The organism is Listeria sp. LM90SB2 (genome assembly GCF_028867355.1).
Classification (GTDB): domain Bacteria; phylum Bacillota; class Bacilli; order Lactobacillales; family Listeriaceae; genus Listeria; species Listeria monocytogenes_B.
In genome coordinates this window covers 2229976-2245977 of the sequence record NZ_CP046449.1, presented here as the reverse complement: position 1 = coordinate 2245977, position 16002 = coordinate 2229976, and the positions used below count along the sequence as shown (strand labels likewise).

Genomic DNA, 16002 nt, shown 5'->3' with positions numbered 1-16002 from the left:
AGTTCAGCGGACGAATAAAAAGCGCAAAGTGAATCAGATATTTTTACAACGAGGAAAAAAGGATGAAATGGGGATTGCAAATGACAACTTACATAGTAAAAGACGGGGGAAACAGAAAGCTACCTTTTGACAAAAGCCGATTGGATGGATATTTAGAGAAAATCCATGAAGAATTTCCGAAACTTGATTTGGAGGATTACAAACGTAAGGTTTTTAATTTTGTAGAGAAGAAGGAAGATTATGCGGCTGACGAATTAGTCGATTATTTAATTAGGGAAGCAGAAGCTCGTACTGATATTCATATTCCTGAATGGGAACATTTCGCAGCACGCCTTTATTTAAATAAATTATATAAAAAAGCAAGTAAAAATCGTTTCTATAATGATGATGATAAATATGGTTCGTACGTTGGACTACAAGAGAGTCTAGGCGAACGTGGTATTTATTCTGGCAATATTCTAAAAAATTATTCTAAAGAAGATTTGATTGCAGCAGGGAAATTAATTGACCCTGAAAAAGATAAATTATTCACTTATAATGGTTTGTATTTACTTGCGACTCGTTACTTAGCGACTGACTCTGAACGTAATGTGTATGAGTTGCCACAAGAACGTTGGTTAACTATCGCACTTTATTTAATGCAAAATGAACCAAAAGAAAAACGGATGAAACTAGTAGAAGAAGCTTACTGGGCTTTAAGTAATTTATATATGACTGTTGCAACACCGACACTTGCAAATGCTGGAAAAGTTGGCGGTCAATTGTCTAGTTGTTTCATTGATACTGTAGATGATAGCTTGCAAGGTATTTATGACAGTAATACAGACGTCGCTAGAGTTTCTAAGCACGGTGGTGGTGTTGGCGCATATCTTGGGTATGTTCGTTCAACAGGAGCTGCTATCCGCGGCGTCAAAGGCGCAAGTGGTGGCGTTATTCCTTGGATTAAACAATTAAACAATACTGCGGTTAGCGTAGATCAATTAGGTCAACGTAAAGGCGCGATTGCAGTTTATTTAGATGTTTTCCATAAAGATATCGAATCTTTCCTTGATTTGCGATTAAACAATGGTGACCAACGTTTACGCGCACATGATGTATTCACTGCAGTTTGTATCCCTGATATTTTCATGGAAGCTGTAGAACGTCGTGGCGAGTGGTATTTGTTTGATCCACATGAAGTAAAAGCGAAAAAAGGCTGGTACCTACAAGATTTCTACGATGAATCAAAAGGTGAAGGTACTTTCCGTGAAAAATATGAAGAACTAGTAGCAGATGAAACAATTAGCAAAAAAATTGTTAAAGCTATTGATATCATGAAACGTATTATGATGAGTCAATTAGAAACAGGGAATCCATTCATGTTTTACCGTGATGAAGTAAACAGAATGAACCCTAATAAACATGAAGGCATGGTGTATTCTAGTAACTTATGTACAGAAATCATGCAAAATATGAGCCCAACAAAAATGATTCAAGAAATTATTTCTGGAGATCAAATTGTTATCACAAAACAAGCGGGAGATTTTGTTGTATGTAACTTATCTTCTGTTAACCTAGGTCGTGCGGTTGTTGCTGAAGAAGGTACTTTAGAACGTTTAATCGAAGTAGAAGTACGGATGTTAGATAACGTTATCGACTTAAACGAACTACCAGTACCACAAGCTACTATCACGAACCAAAAGTACCGTTCTATCGGACTTGGAACATTTGGTTGGCACCATCTGCTTGCTCTTAAAAATATCGCTTGGGACTCAGAAGAAGCGGAGAAATATGCCGATGAATTATATGAACAAATTAACTATTTAGCTATTCGCGCAAGTAACAAACTAGCGCAAGAAAAAGGTGCTTATAAAGTCTTTAAAGGCAGTGATTGGAATACTGGAGAATACTTCGCGCGTCGTAACTATAATTCACCTGAATGGCAAGAATTAGCAAAAGAAGTAGCAGAAAAAGGTTTGCGTAATGCATATCTTGTAGCTGTAGCACCAAATATGAGTACAGCTCAAATTGCTGGATCCACTGCTTCAATCGACCCAATTTACAGTGCATTCTACTATGAAGAGAAAAAAGATTACCGTCGTCCAGTTATTGCACCGGACTTAAACTTAAGCACATACCCATACTACGAAAAAGGTGCTTACAAAGTTGACCAATTCGCAAGTGTACGTCAAAACGGTCGTCGTCAACGTCACGTAGACCAATCGCTAAGCTTTAACTTCTATGTACCAAGTGGTATCAAAGCAAGTAAACTACTTGAACTACACATGACGGCTTGGAATGAAGGACTTAAAACAACTTACTATGTTCGCTCTAACGATATCGATGTTGAAGAGTGCGAATGGTGCTCAAGCTGATACATCTCTAAAATACTTTACACTTAGTACAAAATGAAAGGGAGGGCTTGCCTAGATGGCTAACCAAAAAGAACAACTGACACGTATTAAAATTTTAGAACCTTTATTTCCTAATCGTTCTACTTCAATCATAAACGGAGAAACTAGTGGGATTTTAAATTGGAATGACATCCCGTATCCTTCTTTCTACCGTGCGTATAAAGAACTTTCTACTAACTACTGGATTCCAGACGAAGTAGACATGAAAAGCGATGCAAAACAATATCCCGCTCTTTCAGAACAAGAAAAATATGCTTTTGATGCAATCATTGGCTTACTTGCAACACTGGATTCTCCGCAAACACGTTTTATTTATAATATTGCGGAATATATTACCGATCCAGCTGTTCATGCAAACGCAGCGATTATCGCGCAACAAGAAGTCATTCATAATGAAAGTTACTCGTATGTACTTGCTTCTATTACAAATTTACAAGAACAAAATCGTGTTTTTGAACTTGCGAGAACACATCCGACAATCATCAAACGTAATGAGCCAATCATGGACGCATATGATGACTTCATGAATAACAAAACAGGTGAAACACTTGTAAAAGCATTAATTCAATCTTCTATTTTAGAAGGAATTAATTTCTATAGTGGTTTTGCTTACTTCTACAATCTTGTTCGTCAAAATAAAATGACTGGAACAGGGAAAATAATTAGCTTTATCAATCGTGATGAACTTGCTCACTCGAAGTTCATTTCAGAAGTAATCCGGGCAATCCTTGGTGAAAACCCAGAATTACAAACAGAAGAGCTAGTAGAATACACACATGATGCTTTCCGCCACGCTGTTGAACTTGAAACAGAATGGTCTGAAGAAGTGTTACAAGGTATTGAAGGTATTGATGTGGAAGAAATGGTTGACTACGTGAAATATCGGGCCAACAAAATGCTAGGAATGCTTGGTATTCCAGAACTTTATCCAGGACATAGTGATAACACAATGACATGGATTAAAGCTTACGCAGATAACTTTACAGAAACAAAAACCGACTTTTTCGAAATGCGCAATTCAAGCTATAAAAAAACGAATATGGATAACGGATTCGACGATTTATGAGAATTTTGTTAGCCTATGATTCTCTAAGTGGTAATACGAAAATGGTGGCTGATGAAATTGAAGAGATTTTACAAAGCGAAGGACATGAGGTTGTGTCCTTTCGCGTATCTCCTCTAGCCGAGTATCCGCTTGATGAGGATTTTGACTTGTACGTGTTGGGGGCATGGACAGTCGACTACGGAAGAACACCGCCGGATATGAAAGATTTTATCGCGGAACTAGCCGTTAAGCCCGAGAATGTAGCCATTTTTGGTACTGGGGAAACACAATGGGGTATGGAGTTTTATTGCGGAGCTGTTGACCGAATGGCAAAATACTTCGGCACAAGCTACCCGACTTTAAAAATAGAACAAATGCCACACACAGAACAAGATGTGGCTGATATAGACAATTGGGTCAAGAAAATTTTAGCGTTAAGGAGTGGAATCAAATGACAAGTATTGAAATTAAATCACCTGAAGAGTTCCAAGCTCATATAAATGGAGAAGAATTAGTATATGTAGACTATTGGAAAGATAATTGTCCTAATTGTAAAATGCTTGATCTTTCTTTTGCTGAATTCAAAAACTCTGAAATCGCAAGCAAAGTGAAAGTATTAAAAGTAAAATTAGAAGAAATGGGCGAAAATTTCTTTTTTGACCGTGATGTACAACAAACGCCAACACTTGTACTTTACAAAGGCGGCGAAGAGATCCACCGTTTAAATGGATTTATTCCACCAAACAAAATTGAAGAAGCAGTTTCATTAAACGCGTAATTTAATGAGTAGCAGGTCTCCTTGTAAATAGGTGGCTTGGTGCTCATTTTTTTACAAGTACTTGCGATATTTTTCACAAATAAATTCTTCTAAAGGAGTTAAAATAGTGAAACAACTACAAGCTGAAATTACTGCTTTTCTAAAAGAGCGTGATTGGCTAGATCAATACAATCATCCAAAAGATTTGGCAATTTCATTGTCACTTGAAGCAGCAGAATTACTTGAATGCTTTCAGTGGAAAACAGATGAAATAGCGTTAAAAGAAAATCGTGAAGAACTTTTAAAAGAAGTAGCTGATGTGCTTATCTATGCTCTTCAAATTGCAGAGAGTATGGGGGCGGACGGCGAGGAACTTGTTCGAATGAAATTAGCAGAGAATCGTAGGAGAACTTGGCCAAAGAAATAAAAAAAGCTGCTTTACCAAATGATGATAAGGCAGCTTTTTATTTTAATAAGAATAAGAACGTTTACGGCGTTTTTTGGAACGAATCATTGCAAAAATTCCTGCTATAACTAAGATAATAGAAATGATACATACACCAAAACCGATAAGTCCGGTAATGCTAAACGAAAAGCCAAAACCAATCAAACCAATCAGAAGTAACACTAAGCCAGCTAATTTCATTTGAAAACTCCTTTCAGAAATCTTATCTCTATTATATAGGAATTATCTGAAAAAAATAAGACTTTAAAGATAAAAAATTTTTAAAGATGAAATGCATTGATAGAGCATCAGTTCGCATAAGTTGGAAATAGTCAAGACTGCAAAGGAAAAAAATTATCTGTTATAGTAAGAAAGTGAGAGAAGCAAGGAGGAAAACATATGGATTTTAAAGAGTATCAAATTTTAGCGAATAGAACTGCTGCAACACACGAACAGGCACTAACAAATTACGGACTTGGTATTACTGGAGAGGCCGGTGAAGTTGCCGATTTGATTAAGAAATATGCTTTTCATGGACATGATTTAGATAAGGAATCTCTAACAAAAGAGCTAGGGGATGTACTTTGGTACGTATCACAAATTGCTAAATGGGCAGATATAAGCATGGAAACAGTAGCAGAATTAAATATCGAGAAATTAAAGCGTCGTTATCCTCAAGGTTTTTCAACAGAGCGAAGTAAGCTACATATCGATTAAAAAAACGTTTGTATTTAAGAAAATTAATTTTCCTAAAATACAAACGTTTTTAGTTTTTTAGTGAGCTAGAAAACCTGCTAAATAGCGTATAAATTACATATTGGATAATCGAAAAGTAAAACACAAAATTCCAAAATGGCCAGTGAAAAACACTAAACATAATTTGCAATGAGTCAATTGGCTGCGTAAGTAAATGGATGGAGTGTAAACGAGAGAACCGTCCAATGTATATCGCATAACTAGATAACAAAATTAATCCTATCAAAAGTAATTGATAACTTAGTAAACTAGTCCAATTAAATCGTCTTCTTATTTCTGCAAGCATTTTTGCGAAAGACCAGAATCCAATAAATAATCCAAAGAACACACCGACGATAATATAAGTGAAATGTCGCCATAACCAAGGTGCTGTTGAAAGTATTCCTTCTGCCCCGTATATTTCTAAACGTTGTAAATGAAGTAAATCAGTTAAAAGATACGGTGCATTTGGGAAAAATACTAGCCAAACAATACCTAGTGGCCAAAAAATCCACCAGACGCGAGGTTTTTTTGTGAGAAATACTGCTATTTCGAAAGGTATATAAGCAAGCCCGACATTTAAAATTAGAAAAGTGTAAGTATCTGCAGTGAAATGCAGCACAAGAAAGTATCCGAGTAAGAACGCTCGGCAAGTCCAAATTGCTTTCGTCATGAAATAGTCACCTCGTGTTTGCTATTGTATCACAAATCGAGGTGACGAGGACATCTTAACCTGCTAAATGAAACAAAAGTACTAAAGCTAGACCAAATGCGGAAAGGAAAACAGAACCGATTAACGCCGCAGCAAAAGGTTTTCCACCCATTTTTCCGAACGATGGCAAGTGGACATTTAAACCGAGTCCGCCCATTGACATAGCAATGAGGAAATATGCGCAGATGACAAGAAAATCAGTTACAGATGTTGGAATAATTCCAAAGCTGTTAATTGCACTAGTTGCTAAAAAGCCGAAAATAAACCAAGGTACAGGAAGTTCAGCCCATGAAAAACGGTTTTTAGTTCCAGCATTAACCATTTTTGCAACAACAAAGCAGACTGGAACAAGTAAGGCTACACGTGTTAATTTAACAATAACCGCCATATCAACAGCTGATGAGCCGCCTGGATCTGCAGCTGCAATAACGTGGGCAATTTCATGAAGTGTAGCCCCTGCAAAAATCCCATAACCGTCTGGTCCAAGTGGCAGAATTGGATAAATCAACGTATAGATAACAGTGAAAATAGTTCCCAGTAATGCAATAATTGTAGCAGCCACAGCCGTTTGGTTATTATCAGCTTTTACTTGTGGAGAAATTGCAACTACTGCAGCAGCACCACAAATCCCTGTACCACAAGCGACCAAAATAGCTAGTTTTTTATCCACTCCAAAAAGTTTGGCTAAGAAATAAACAATAGTAATACCAAAGCTAAGGCATAAGGCAGCAATGAGAAACACTCGCCAGCCAGCATGATAAATATCAACTAAGTTCAAGCGAAAACCAAGTAAAATAATCCCAGCACGAAGAATTACCTTGTTGGAAAACTGAATACCAGTAAACCATTTTTCAGGAACTGGGAAAAGTGCACGAATGATAATACCAATTAAAATAGCAGTTACAAGTTGTCCGAGAATCATTAAAAAAGGCAACTTCGCTAAAAAATAAGATAAGGTAGCAATACAGAAAGTAAGCGCAATACCATACCAAAAAGTCTTCGTTTTAAATAAAATTTGACTCATGTTCATCCCCCTTTCTTTTATACTTTTACTTTACCATTCTTGATTTTATTAGTAAAATTTATATTAATTATATTATTGATAAGTTATTTTTATGGAGGTGTTACTATGGATGAGGCATTAAGAACATATATCCGAGTAGTAGAATTGCAAAGTTTTACAAAAGCAGCTGAAGAATTACACATTTCGCAACCCGCTGTATCGTTGCAATTAAAGAAATTAGAAGAGATTTATGAAACAGAGCTTATTTACAGGCAGGCTAAAAAGTTTATTTTAACAGCAACAGGAGAAATTTTATATCACCGTGCCAAGCAATTAGAAGGTCTATATAAACAAGTGGAAGATGAAATAAGTTTATATCACCATCATTTAAAAGGTCGACTTCGAATTGGTGCTAGTTTTACGATAGGAGAGTATTTTTTGCCAGAAGTGATAGCGAAATTTCATGCCCTTTATCCGGATATTACAATAGAACTAATCATTGAAAATACCGCGAAAATTGCTGACAAAGTGGAACTTCTTCAAGTGGACACAGGGCTTATTGAAGGTCAGGTAAGTAAGAAAGATTTGGAGATAAGTGCTTTTTCGGATGATGAGATGTGTATCGTTGGTCGAGCAGACGGTTCACTTACCGAAATCGAACAAGGAGCAACTTGGATTGCGCGAGAAGAAGGCTCAGGAACGCGTGAATATTTGGATCATGTATTAAGTACCAATGGCTGGAATGTTGCTGAAAAAGTTGTTGCTTGGAGTAATATGGCGGTCAAACAAATGGTTCTTGAAGGAATGGGCTACACCGTTATTTCTAAGTGTGTTGTTCAAACAGAAATTACATCAGGAAAACTGCAGACGTTTAATGAGGCTGGTAGCTTAATGCGGAAGTTTTCGGTACTAAAAAACAGACAAAGACTTGAAAATCGAATTGCTGAAACCTTTTTAACATTTTTAAAGGAAAACCAGTAAATAAAACTAGCTTTTTAATTAACTAGTGATTACAATGAGAAAGAATACATTTTAGAAAGGGAGAAGCAATGAAAGAATATTTTATAGATCGTTCCTATAAGGCTTCTATGGGGATTGCGAATGCGGTTCTTGTAACGCTTGGAATTGGACTTCTTTTACAGACAATTGGGCAGATGACAGGGATTTCATTTCTTGTAACGGTTGGAGCAATTGGTAAAACGATGTTAATTCCGGGAATTGGTGTTGGTATTGCGATGTGCTTGCACGCGAATACGCTTGTGACGATAAGTGCGGCAGCCTCTGCTGTTATTGGTGGTGGGGCAGTGGCGACGTTAGCTGGTGGCGGAGTTGCTATTACTAGCGGAGAACCAGTCGGAGCTATTTTGGCTGTTATTGTGGCAGTTTGGACTGGGAAGCGAGTCACTGGAAAGACGAAATTTGATATGATTTTGATTCCCGGTGTTTCACTTTTAGCTGGCGGACTAAGCGGTATTTTATTTGCAAAGATTATGGCGCCGATTTTAGCTTCTGTAAGTCTTGGAATTAGTTCATTAATTGGTGGTTCGCCGCTGATTTCATCGATGGTTATTGCTTTTGTGTTTGGATTACTGATACTTAGCCCAGCTTCTTCTGCTGCGCTCGCGATTGCGCTTCAACTTGATCCAACAGCAAGTGCTGCGGCGTTGATTGGTTGCTCGGTTCAATTCGTGTCATTCGCGGTGTTAAGTTATCGGGATAATAACTGGGGTGCATTTTTTGCCCAACTTATCTGTACACCTAAATTACAAACACCTAATATTATTAGAAAGCCTAGCCTCATGTTAGTACCACTATTAACAACACTAATTGCTGGACCTCTTGGTGTGATGGTATTTCACATTCAAGCCGCAAGTGAAGTTGCAGGCCTTGGCTTATGCGCCTTTGTTGCACCTCTTTATTTAATAGCAAATTACGGATTCAGCACACTTGCTGCTTTTATTTTGGTAGCAGTTGTCTTGCCAGGTGTTATTGCACTTATTGTCAGACCGTTTCTTATTAAAAAGGAACGCCTCAAAACAGGTGATTTAACGATTGAGTTGCAGTAGAATAGTTTAAAAAGTAGGGCTTAATAGCTCTACTTTTTATATTGGAATTTTGGATAAGCTTATGCTATGATTCATTGTGATGACAATAATACAATTTGAGAAGGAAGGCTTACTATGGTGAGAAAGTTAAATAAAATGTACGATGCATCTCCGCTCTATGCGCAAATAGCTGATGATTTACGAGAAAAAATCCAAACAGAAGTTTGGCAAACTGGAGATAAAATTCCACCAGAGCTTGATTTATGTGAGTTATACAATGTCAGTAGAATTACCGTTCGAAAAGCAATTGATGAACTCGTTCGTGAGAATTTACTTTATAGAGAGCGCGCGAAAGGTACTTTTGTACGTGACTGGGAAGAAGCAGAGGATGAGCATTTTACGTTAGTGCGCAGTTTTACGAATGAGATGAAAGAACTTGGTAAAAAGGCGGCTACGCTACATGCGGAAGTAGAAGTGATCAATGCCGATAAAAAAATTGCGTTACAGCTAGGGCTTTCTGTCGGGGACAAGGTGCTACAAATTAAGCGGCTACGCGGTACGAAAGACTTGGCATTTGCTTTATTTATCAGTTTTATTCCTTATAATCAAGATTACTCACTTAAAGCAGAAGATTATTACGGTTCTTTTTATGAATATTTGAAAGGCTTCGGTATTGTCGTGAATCAAGAAAAGGAATATATTGAAGCGATGTTGCCTAATCGTGAAGTACAGGAAGCGCTCGCAATCGACAAACAAGAACCAATTTTGAAAAGGGTGCGGATGACGAAACAAAAAGAAAGTGATTTTAGAGAATACAGCGAATGTTTTTATATAGGAAAGCATTATCGCTATTATATTGATTTTGAATAAAAGAAAGCCTATCAAAAATATTGATAGGCATTTCTTTTTTATAAATTACGTACAAAAGCTTGAATAACAGCCACTTCTTCATTATCGCTCGTATTTCTGATTTGATAAGTTCCGACAATCGCAGGAACGATAAATGTTTCTCCATAATGCACTTCAAACGGTGCGAAAGAGTCGTCAATACTTTCAACGACAGCACTTTCTCCTTCTACCAAATTGAGCATATTGACGCTATCGTTTGTATGGACGGTAACCGTTTCTTTAAACCAGTGGCGGTGGGTTTCAATAAATTCTAATTCATGCAAACCAGTGCGCTCTACTTTTGAATCGTTATCTTCATGTAATGTTTCAAATTGGTTTATTAAGTTGTCTTTTACCCATTTGGTGTCGCGGTCAAGCTGTAAATTTTCTCTGCCGTGCTCTAAATGAACAGGGCGAGGCATGCCATCGAGTCCAGTGCGTTCCCAGTCCCATAATTTAAACGTGAAGATATAAGGAGTTGCACTAATTTCTAGGACGACGGTACTTGGACCACCACAATGAATCGTCCCAGCTGGAATTAAAATATGGTCATGTTTTTTTACAGGGAAGACATTAATATATTTTTCATCGGGAAAACGGTAATTTCCTTCAGCGGCTTTTTCTAAATCTGTCATAATCGCTTCTTTTGTTGTACCTTCTTTTGTTCCAAGATACACGGTAGAGTCGTTATCTGCTTCTAAAATATAATAACTTTCATCTTGGGTATAATGGATACCGAACTTATCTTGCGCATACTCTACTAATGGATGGACTTGCAGACTTAAATTCCCTCCACCCACTGTATCGAGATAGTCGAAACGAATCGGGAATTCCGTACCGAAACGGCTATGTACTTTTGGCCCAAGTAATTCATTCGGAAAATGGTTTACTACATTGGTAGACGGAACTTCAATCCGAATATCTCCAAATCGCATGTATAAACTATTTTCTTCTGGAACGCCGTCAAATGCCCAGCCGTAATTATCAGCTGCAGGATCAAGCCCAAAGTTATTCTTCATCCACTGACCTCCCCATACACTTGCATCAAAGTAAGGAACTACTCTAAAAGGGGCTTTGGAAACTTGATTCAAGCCATTTCGATAATCTTCTCCGCGCACCATTTTTGGCTCATTTTTTTTATTGGTATCAAGTAAGAAATCTACTTGTTGATAAAGCTTTTTCTTTTGCCGATCAGCCATGCGCCACTCGAAGAAATAACCACGCTTGAACTTACGAAGCGCATCTTCACCGGCATTGTCTGCTTTCCAGTTAGGTTTATTTTCTCCGCGGTAGCGGCACTGAATCTCCCATCGAGCTAAATCAGCATAAATAAGAATGTCTGGTGTTGGTGCTATAACAGTTGCGCCAGTCCCGTAAACCACAACTAACCCTTTAGTAGCAGCAATTTCCGCTTGAATTTCAGCAAGTTTTTCTGCTGGATAAAAGTCGCTCACTTCATAGTGGGACATAATGCCGAACACCCGGTCATCTGTTAAGTGAGATTGGATTGTAGCTGTTACTTCTTCATTGTTTAATGCCCAATCATCTGCAAAAACCACTTTTTCGACTGGTAATAATGGAAGTAGTTCGGCAGCAATTTCTTCATTTCGTGTTCCGGGGTAACATTCAATCGCAACGATAGTTTGGTCTTGCTTCTTTTTTTGAATAGCCGTTCTTAGTTCTGTAGCAATATCTTTGTAACCCGCCCAAGCACCATCAAATTGGTGGATTTTCACTTCGGGTGCTAAATCGTACGTGGTCAAAACAATCACTCCTTGATTATATTGTTATTACAATATAAATATAGCATTGTATATCTATTTTGTCATTACAATCTATTGTCTATTTTTGTTATAACAATACAATCGTTTTTGTAACGTAATGGACACATTTTTTCGCAAAAAGCCATATCTAAATGGAAAAATTTCGTGTAAAATATAACATTGAAAGCAATAAAAAATAAAGAGGTTCGAATTATGGAAAAAAGTGGATTTGTTGCAGATCCGATTTATGGAGAAATCAAGAATGAGATAATGGCCAATACGTTGGAAAATGGCGAGAAAGTGGACATAGAAGACATCATGAAACGATTTCAAGTCAGCAAACGAGTAGCTTTTAGTGCGCTCCATTGTTTACATAAGAGTGGTATTGTGTGCAAAAACATTGGGGAAAGCGGTTTTTCAGTCGCCGTGAATAGTGAAGCTGAGCATCGCGAAAAATCACGATTAAAGTTAGCTTTTTTTCATCTAAATTATGCTGTACAAAAACTACAAGAACAAGACGCAGAAGTATGCGCAACATGCCTTCGTAAGGAGTTAGTTTATATAAAACTAGCTGCTAAGGAGCAAGACACAGATGTATTTATAAATCACGTGAAAAACTTTTATGCTTGCATGATTCACTATACAGAAATGCCGGCGATGGAGAAAAATATCGATATACTGAGTCAAACGCTGCGAAATATGAAAGAAAAGAATGAAAAGCTATTTTTCGAAGCTTTTACGATAGATGTTTCGCAGGCCCTGGAAGACTTGGTAACGCATCTAGAAGCGAAAGAATTTGAAAAATGCCACTCAGTCATTCAACACTTTTATGATAAGAATATCTCTATCTTGTTTTCAGAATCAAAAAACCCCGAATGACGATTTCGTCACGCGGGGTTTTTCTTTTCGGATGAGCTTGTCTTGCCACTCATCTGATGGGCCGGACCATGTCTGGATGTTTCTGAATAAACATACAACATTCGGAAAACGGTGAGGCATTTTCAAACAAGTAGGCGAATTCTTTGTCTTGCTACTTACTTCTCAAGATATTCTAGCTTACGAATAAATGAGCGCCCGTAACTTGCTTAAATAGTGGCCATAAATGATACGATACTTTATTCGCTTATTTACCAATGTAGTGAGGATAAAAATATTGATAAACGAGCGACGTAACGAAATTCCGTCTTCCTACAACTAAGTTAGCGTAAAGTCCTTGACGCGGCGTATACTCCTCGCCTTCCTCCTGTAAGCTAACCGTAGCTGCTTGACACTAAAATCCTTCACCAGACGTTTTGCCGGCATATGACAAAGCTGAGAAAAAAATCAGCTTGTACACCAAGTTTGTTTCATTCGCATCACCTTTTATTTGTTCGTTGTACTTTATATATAACCGTTCTAAATAAATGTAAACGCTTTATTTGTAAAATGATTATAAAGTCACAGTTTGAATTTTAAGCCAGGCCTTTTGTCAGAGGAAATAAGCCATTAAAATATCATCCACAAATTCGCCTTGAATAATGAATTCTTTTTCTAGGCGTCCTTCCAGTTTAAAACCATTTTTTTCATAGAAACGAATGGCTTTTTGATTGATGGATAGAACACGCAAGGCAATTTTAATGAAACCTTTTTCGCGTGCCACTTCCTTCATTTTGTCCATTAAAAGTTGACCAATGCCCGCGCGTTGGTAGTCTGGATGTACAGCGATATCAATTTCTGCGACGTGTTTATTGGTTGCGAGTGGGATAGGAGACTTATAACCAAGAATCCCGACTACTTTATCATCCGCCACGACAACAATTTTGGAACCGGGTGGGCTTTTAAGTAAAAATTCGGCTTCACTATCAAAATGGATACTTCCAGGTGTTGTTCCTGGCGTCCAAACTAAATGTTCTAATTCAATCATTGAAGCGGCATCTTCTCGTTTAGATAGTCTAATTTGCATAATTTACCAACTTTCCTTATTTTCTTTTTGCGTAAGATAGCGAGGTTTTCCAAGTTTTCCATAAACCGTCATTGCTGTAAAGTAGCACATTTCCTTGATAAAGACGAACTGTGAGGAAGAATGCACCAACAACGCTTGCGAGTAAAATAGCGAGGGAGCTAAAGATGCCGATAGTCGAAACGGAAAGTAAGTCCATTCGGGCTAGCATCATCATTGGCGAGAATGTCGGAATATACGAACCGATGATAACTAACATATTATCTGGCGCGTTCGCTGCTGCAATGGATCCCCAGTAGCCGATAATTGCAAGAATTGTCATTGGATAAATAAACTGGGCTACAGTTTCGACATTCGGGACCATCGAACCAATCATTGCTGCGAGTAAAATGTACAACAACAAACCTAAAATAACAAATAGTAAATTTAGCACAAGGTAGTACGCTGGGAAAACAGCAATTTGATCTAAGACATTTTGAACCATTTCGGTGTTTCTGCCAGCAATCAGGACGATAGCTCCACAAACGATGTAAAACCCAATTTGTGTTAAAAGCATAAAAATTATCGCAGTCAATTTGGCAAATAAGTGAGTTGTCGCAGAAACACTGGACAAAATGACTTCCATGATGCGCGTGCCTTTTTCTGTAGCTATTTCAGAAGCAACAATGTTTGCATAACTCATCACGAAAATAAAAATAACTAGTGTTAAAATCAGGACAGCGGCGCTCATCACATCTTTTTCGTGGTTTGTTAACTGATTGTTGGATTCTAAATCATTGGTTACCGAAACAGGAGATGTGATAGATTGCAATTGTTCATTGGTGATTTTATATGCGGCCGCTTTTTCAGCGATTTTGGTAGCTGTAAGGTCTTCGGTTAAACGTGTAATAGTATCTTGACCAGCTGTTTCTTGCGTTGTATAAACGGCACTTACTGAATCATCTTCCTGTGTAATCGTGACAAATCCGTCTATCTTACCGTCTTTCAGAGCAGACTGGGCGGATTTTTTGTCTTTAATGTCCGTATTTACTTTGAAATGATTTTTATCAGCAGCCAAAGATTTGGCAAAAACAGGGTCTTCTGCAAGTACCGCAAGCTTTGTAATATCACTACTTGAGTCAAAATAGTCGACCATTTTCGGAATACCAGCGATGAGCGCGGCGATTAAAACGGGAAAAAGTAGTGAAATTAAAAATGATTTTGTTTTCACGCGTCTTTTGTAAACTTGCTTCGTAATCACCCAAAATTTACTCATTTAGCTCACCAGCCTTCCATTTGAAAATTTCTTCGAGCGTCGGAGCTTGGAGACTAAACGTTTGAATGAAACCATCTTTTGTCACATATTCAAAAATTTTCTCTGCGTCACTTTCATTTTCAATTTCAAGTTGCAGAACCCCGTCGCGGTGGGTTTGAACATTTAAAACACCTGGTAAAGTAGCGAGTTCTGCTGCACTATGGCTAGATTCAATCAAAATACGTTTACGACCAAAAACCGCTTTTACAGATTCCGTTGTTCCTTGGAGGACCACATTTCCTTTTTTTAACATTAATAGCGAGTCGCAAAGTTCCTCCACATTCTCCATCCGATGACTAGAAAAAATAATAGCAGCCCCTGAAGCGCGTAAGTCAAATACAAACTTTTTGAGAATTTCTGCATTGACTGGGTCTAACCCGCTGAATGGTTCATCTAAGATAACTAGTTTTGGTTGGTGAATAATTGTACTTAAAAGCTGAATTTTTTGTTGATTGCCTTTGGATAGTGTTTTGATCAAGTCTGTTTTTTTACCGACAATTTCAGCGCGTTCTAGCCAGCTATCAATTTCTGCCTTTATTTTTTGTTTTGGATATCCTTTTAATTCAGCAAAAAATATTAATTGTTCTTCAATTGTGACATTTGGATATAAACCACGTTCTTCGGGCAAATAACCGATAATATTTGGATCGATTTTGCTTACTTCTTTGCCGTCCCAAGTGATTTTTCCAGAAGTAGCTTCTAAAAAATGCAAAATAAGGCGAAAAGTAGTTGTTTTACCAGCGCCATTTTGACCAATTAATCCGAGTATTTTTCCTGGTTCTACTCGAAACGATAAATCATTGACAGCGACTTTTGTTCCAAATTTTTTCGTAACATTATGTAGTTCAAGCGTCACACGAGCACCCCTTTCTAATTGTTCCCTGTTTTTATTATACGGTTTTATTGGAGGATTGTCTTGCTAAAAGTAAAGAGCTACGACGACGACTTTTTTCACAAACTCAGCCAAAAAATTGTCTAGTGTA

General features: G+C 37.6%; 17 protein-coding genes. 10 read left to right on the top strand and 7 right to left on the bottom strand.

All coding sequences use genetic code 11. The features are described 5' to 3' along the window. Positions 1-62 precede the first annotated feature (62 nt). The 5 genes from GL301_RS11080 to GL301_RS11060 all read left to right on the top strand — a co-directional run bounded on the left by GL301_RS11080 (position 63) and on the right by GL301_RS11060 (position 4622). A complete protein-coding gene (locus GL301_RS11080; protein WP_003722279.1) occupies positions 63-2354 on the top strand; it encodes a ribonucleoside-diphosphate reductase subunit alpha in 2292 nt (763 codons plus the stop codon). A 55-nt stretch (positions 2355-2409) separates the two neighbouring features. Then, complete coding sequence (locus GL301_RS11075) at positions 2410-3459, top strand: ribonucleotide-diphosphate reductase subunit beta (protein ID WP_003724573.1); 1050 nt, start codon at positions 2410-2412, stop codon at positions 3457-3459. Further along, a complete protein-coding gene (locus GL301_RS11070; protein ID WP_003727862.1) occupies positions 3456-3893 on the top strand; it encodes a flavodoxin in 438 nt (145 codons plus the stop codon). Before GL301_RS11075 ends, GL301_RS11070 begins: the two co-directional genes overlap by 4 nt. Continuing rightward, the gene (locus GL301_RS11065) at positions 3890-4216 is read left to right on the top strand and encodes a thioredoxin family protein (RefSeq protein WP_003722276.1); all 327 of its coding nucleotides are present in this window, start codon (positions 3890-3892) and stop codon (positions 4214-4216) included. Before GL301_RS11070 ends, GL301_RS11065 begins: the two co-directional genes overlap by 4 nt. Positions 4217-4322: 106 nt before the next feature. Then, complete coding sequence (locus tag GL301_RS11060; RefSeq protein WP_003722275.1) at positions 4323-4622, top strand: nucleotide pyrophosphohydrolase; 300 nt, start codon at positions 4323-4325, stop codon at positions 4620-4622. A 42-nt stretch (positions 4623-4664) separates the two neighbouring features. Here GL301_RS11060 and GL301_RS11055 read toward each other — a convergent pair whose 3' ends face one another. Next, on the bottom strand, positions 4665-4841 hold the full coding sequence (locus tag GL301_RS11055; RefSeq protein ID WP_003724571.1) for a hypothetical protein: 177 nt from the start codon (positions 4839-4841) through the stop codon (positions 4665-4667). Between the two features lie 198 nt (positions 4842-5039). Here GL301_RS11055 and GL301_RS11050 point away from each other — a divergent pair, with 198 nt between their 5' ends. After that, a complete protein-coding gene (locus GL301_RS11050) occupies positions 5040-5357 on the top strand; it encodes a nucleoside triphosphate pyrophosphohydrolase family protein (protein WP_003722273.1) in 318 nt (105 codons plus the stop codon). A 49-nt stretch (positions 5358-5406) separates the two neighbouring features. Here GL301_RS11050 and GL301_RS11045 read toward each other — a convergent pair whose 3' ends face one another. Then, on the bottom strand, positions 5407-6048 hold the full coding sequence (locus tag GL301_RS11045) for a DUF1361 domain-containing protein (protein ID WP_003724570.1): 642 nt from the start codon (positions 6046-6048) through the stop codon (positions 5407-5409). A 55-nt stretch (positions 6049-6103) separates the two neighbouring features. Further along, positions 6104-7111, bottom strand: coding sequence for a YeiH family protein (locus GL301_RS11040; protein WP_003724569.1), 1008 nt, complete (start codon positions 7109-7111; stop codon positions 6104-6106). Between the two features lie 105 nt (positions 7112-7216). On the opposite strand from GL301_RS11040, the gene GL301_RS11035 reads away from it, so the two are divergent. The 3 genes from GL301_RS11035 to GL301_RS11025 all read left to right on the top strand — a co-directional run bounded on the left by GL301_RS11035 (position 7217) and on the right by GL301_RS11025 (position 10005). Beyond that, positions 7217-8071: a LysR substrate-binding domain-containing protein gene (locus GL301_RS11035; protein WP_003724568.1), complete on the top strand. Its 855-nt coding sequence runs from the start codon at positions 7217-7219 to the stop codon at positions 8069-8071. A gap of 68 nt (positions 8072-8139) precedes the next feature. Further along, entirely contained in the window at positions 8140-9156 is a 1017-nt protein-coding gene (locus GL301_RS11030) for a PTS sugar transporter subunit IIC (RefSeq protein ID WP_003724567.1), read from the top strand. A gap of 114 nt (positions 9157-9270) precedes the next feature. Further along, the gene (locus GL301_RS11025) at positions 9271-10005 is read left to right on the top strand and encodes a GntR family transcriptional regulator (protein ID WP_003724566.1); all 735 of its coding nucleotides are present in this window, start codon (positions 9271-9273) and stop codon (positions 10003-10005) included. 38 nt (positions 10006-10043) lie between these two features. Here the strand turns inward: GL301_RS11025 and GL301_RS11020 are convergent, their stop codons facing one another. Continuing rightward, on the bottom strand, positions 10044-11786 hold the full coding sequence (locus tag GL301_RS11020; protein ID WP_003744357.1) for a class I mannose-6-phosphate isomerase: 1743 nt from the start codon (positions 11784-11786) through the stop codon (positions 10044-10046). Between the two features lie 213 nt (positions 11787-11999). On the opposite strand from GL301_RS11020, the gene GL301_RS11015 reads away from it, so the two are divergent. Further along, entirely contained in the window at positions 12000-12665 is a 666-nt protein-coding gene (locus GL301_RS11015) for a GntR family transcriptional regulator (RefSeq protein ID WP_003724564.1), read from the top strand. A gap of 589 nt (positions 12666-13254) precedes the next feature. On the opposite strand, the gene GL301_RS11010 is transcribed toward GL301_RS11015, so the two are convergent. Genes GL301_RS11010 through GL301_RS11000 form a run of 3 tightly spaced genes read right to left on the bottom strand, consistent with a single transcriptional unit; the run spans position 13255 to position 15875 of the window. Next, on the bottom strand, positions 13255-13728 hold the full coding sequence (locus tag GL301_RS11010) for a GNAT family N-acetyltransferase (protein ID WP_003727865.1): 474 nt from the start codon (positions 13726-13728) through the stop codon (positions 13255-13257). 16 nt (positions 13729-13744) lie between these two features. Then, on the bottom strand, positions 13745-14980 hold the full coding sequence (locus tag GL301_RS11005; protein WP_003724562.1) for an ABC transporter permease: 1236 nt from the start codon (positions 14978-14980) through the stop codon (positions 13745-13747). After that, positions 14973-15875: an ABC transporter ATP-binding protein gene (locus GL301_RS11000; protein WP_003724561.1), complete on the bottom strand. Its 903-nt coding sequence runs from the start codon at positions 15873-15875 to the stop codon at positions 14973-14975. Before GL301_RS11000 ends, GL301_RS11005 begins: the two co-directional genes overlap by 8 nt. Positions 15876-16002 lie beyond the last annotated feature (127 nt).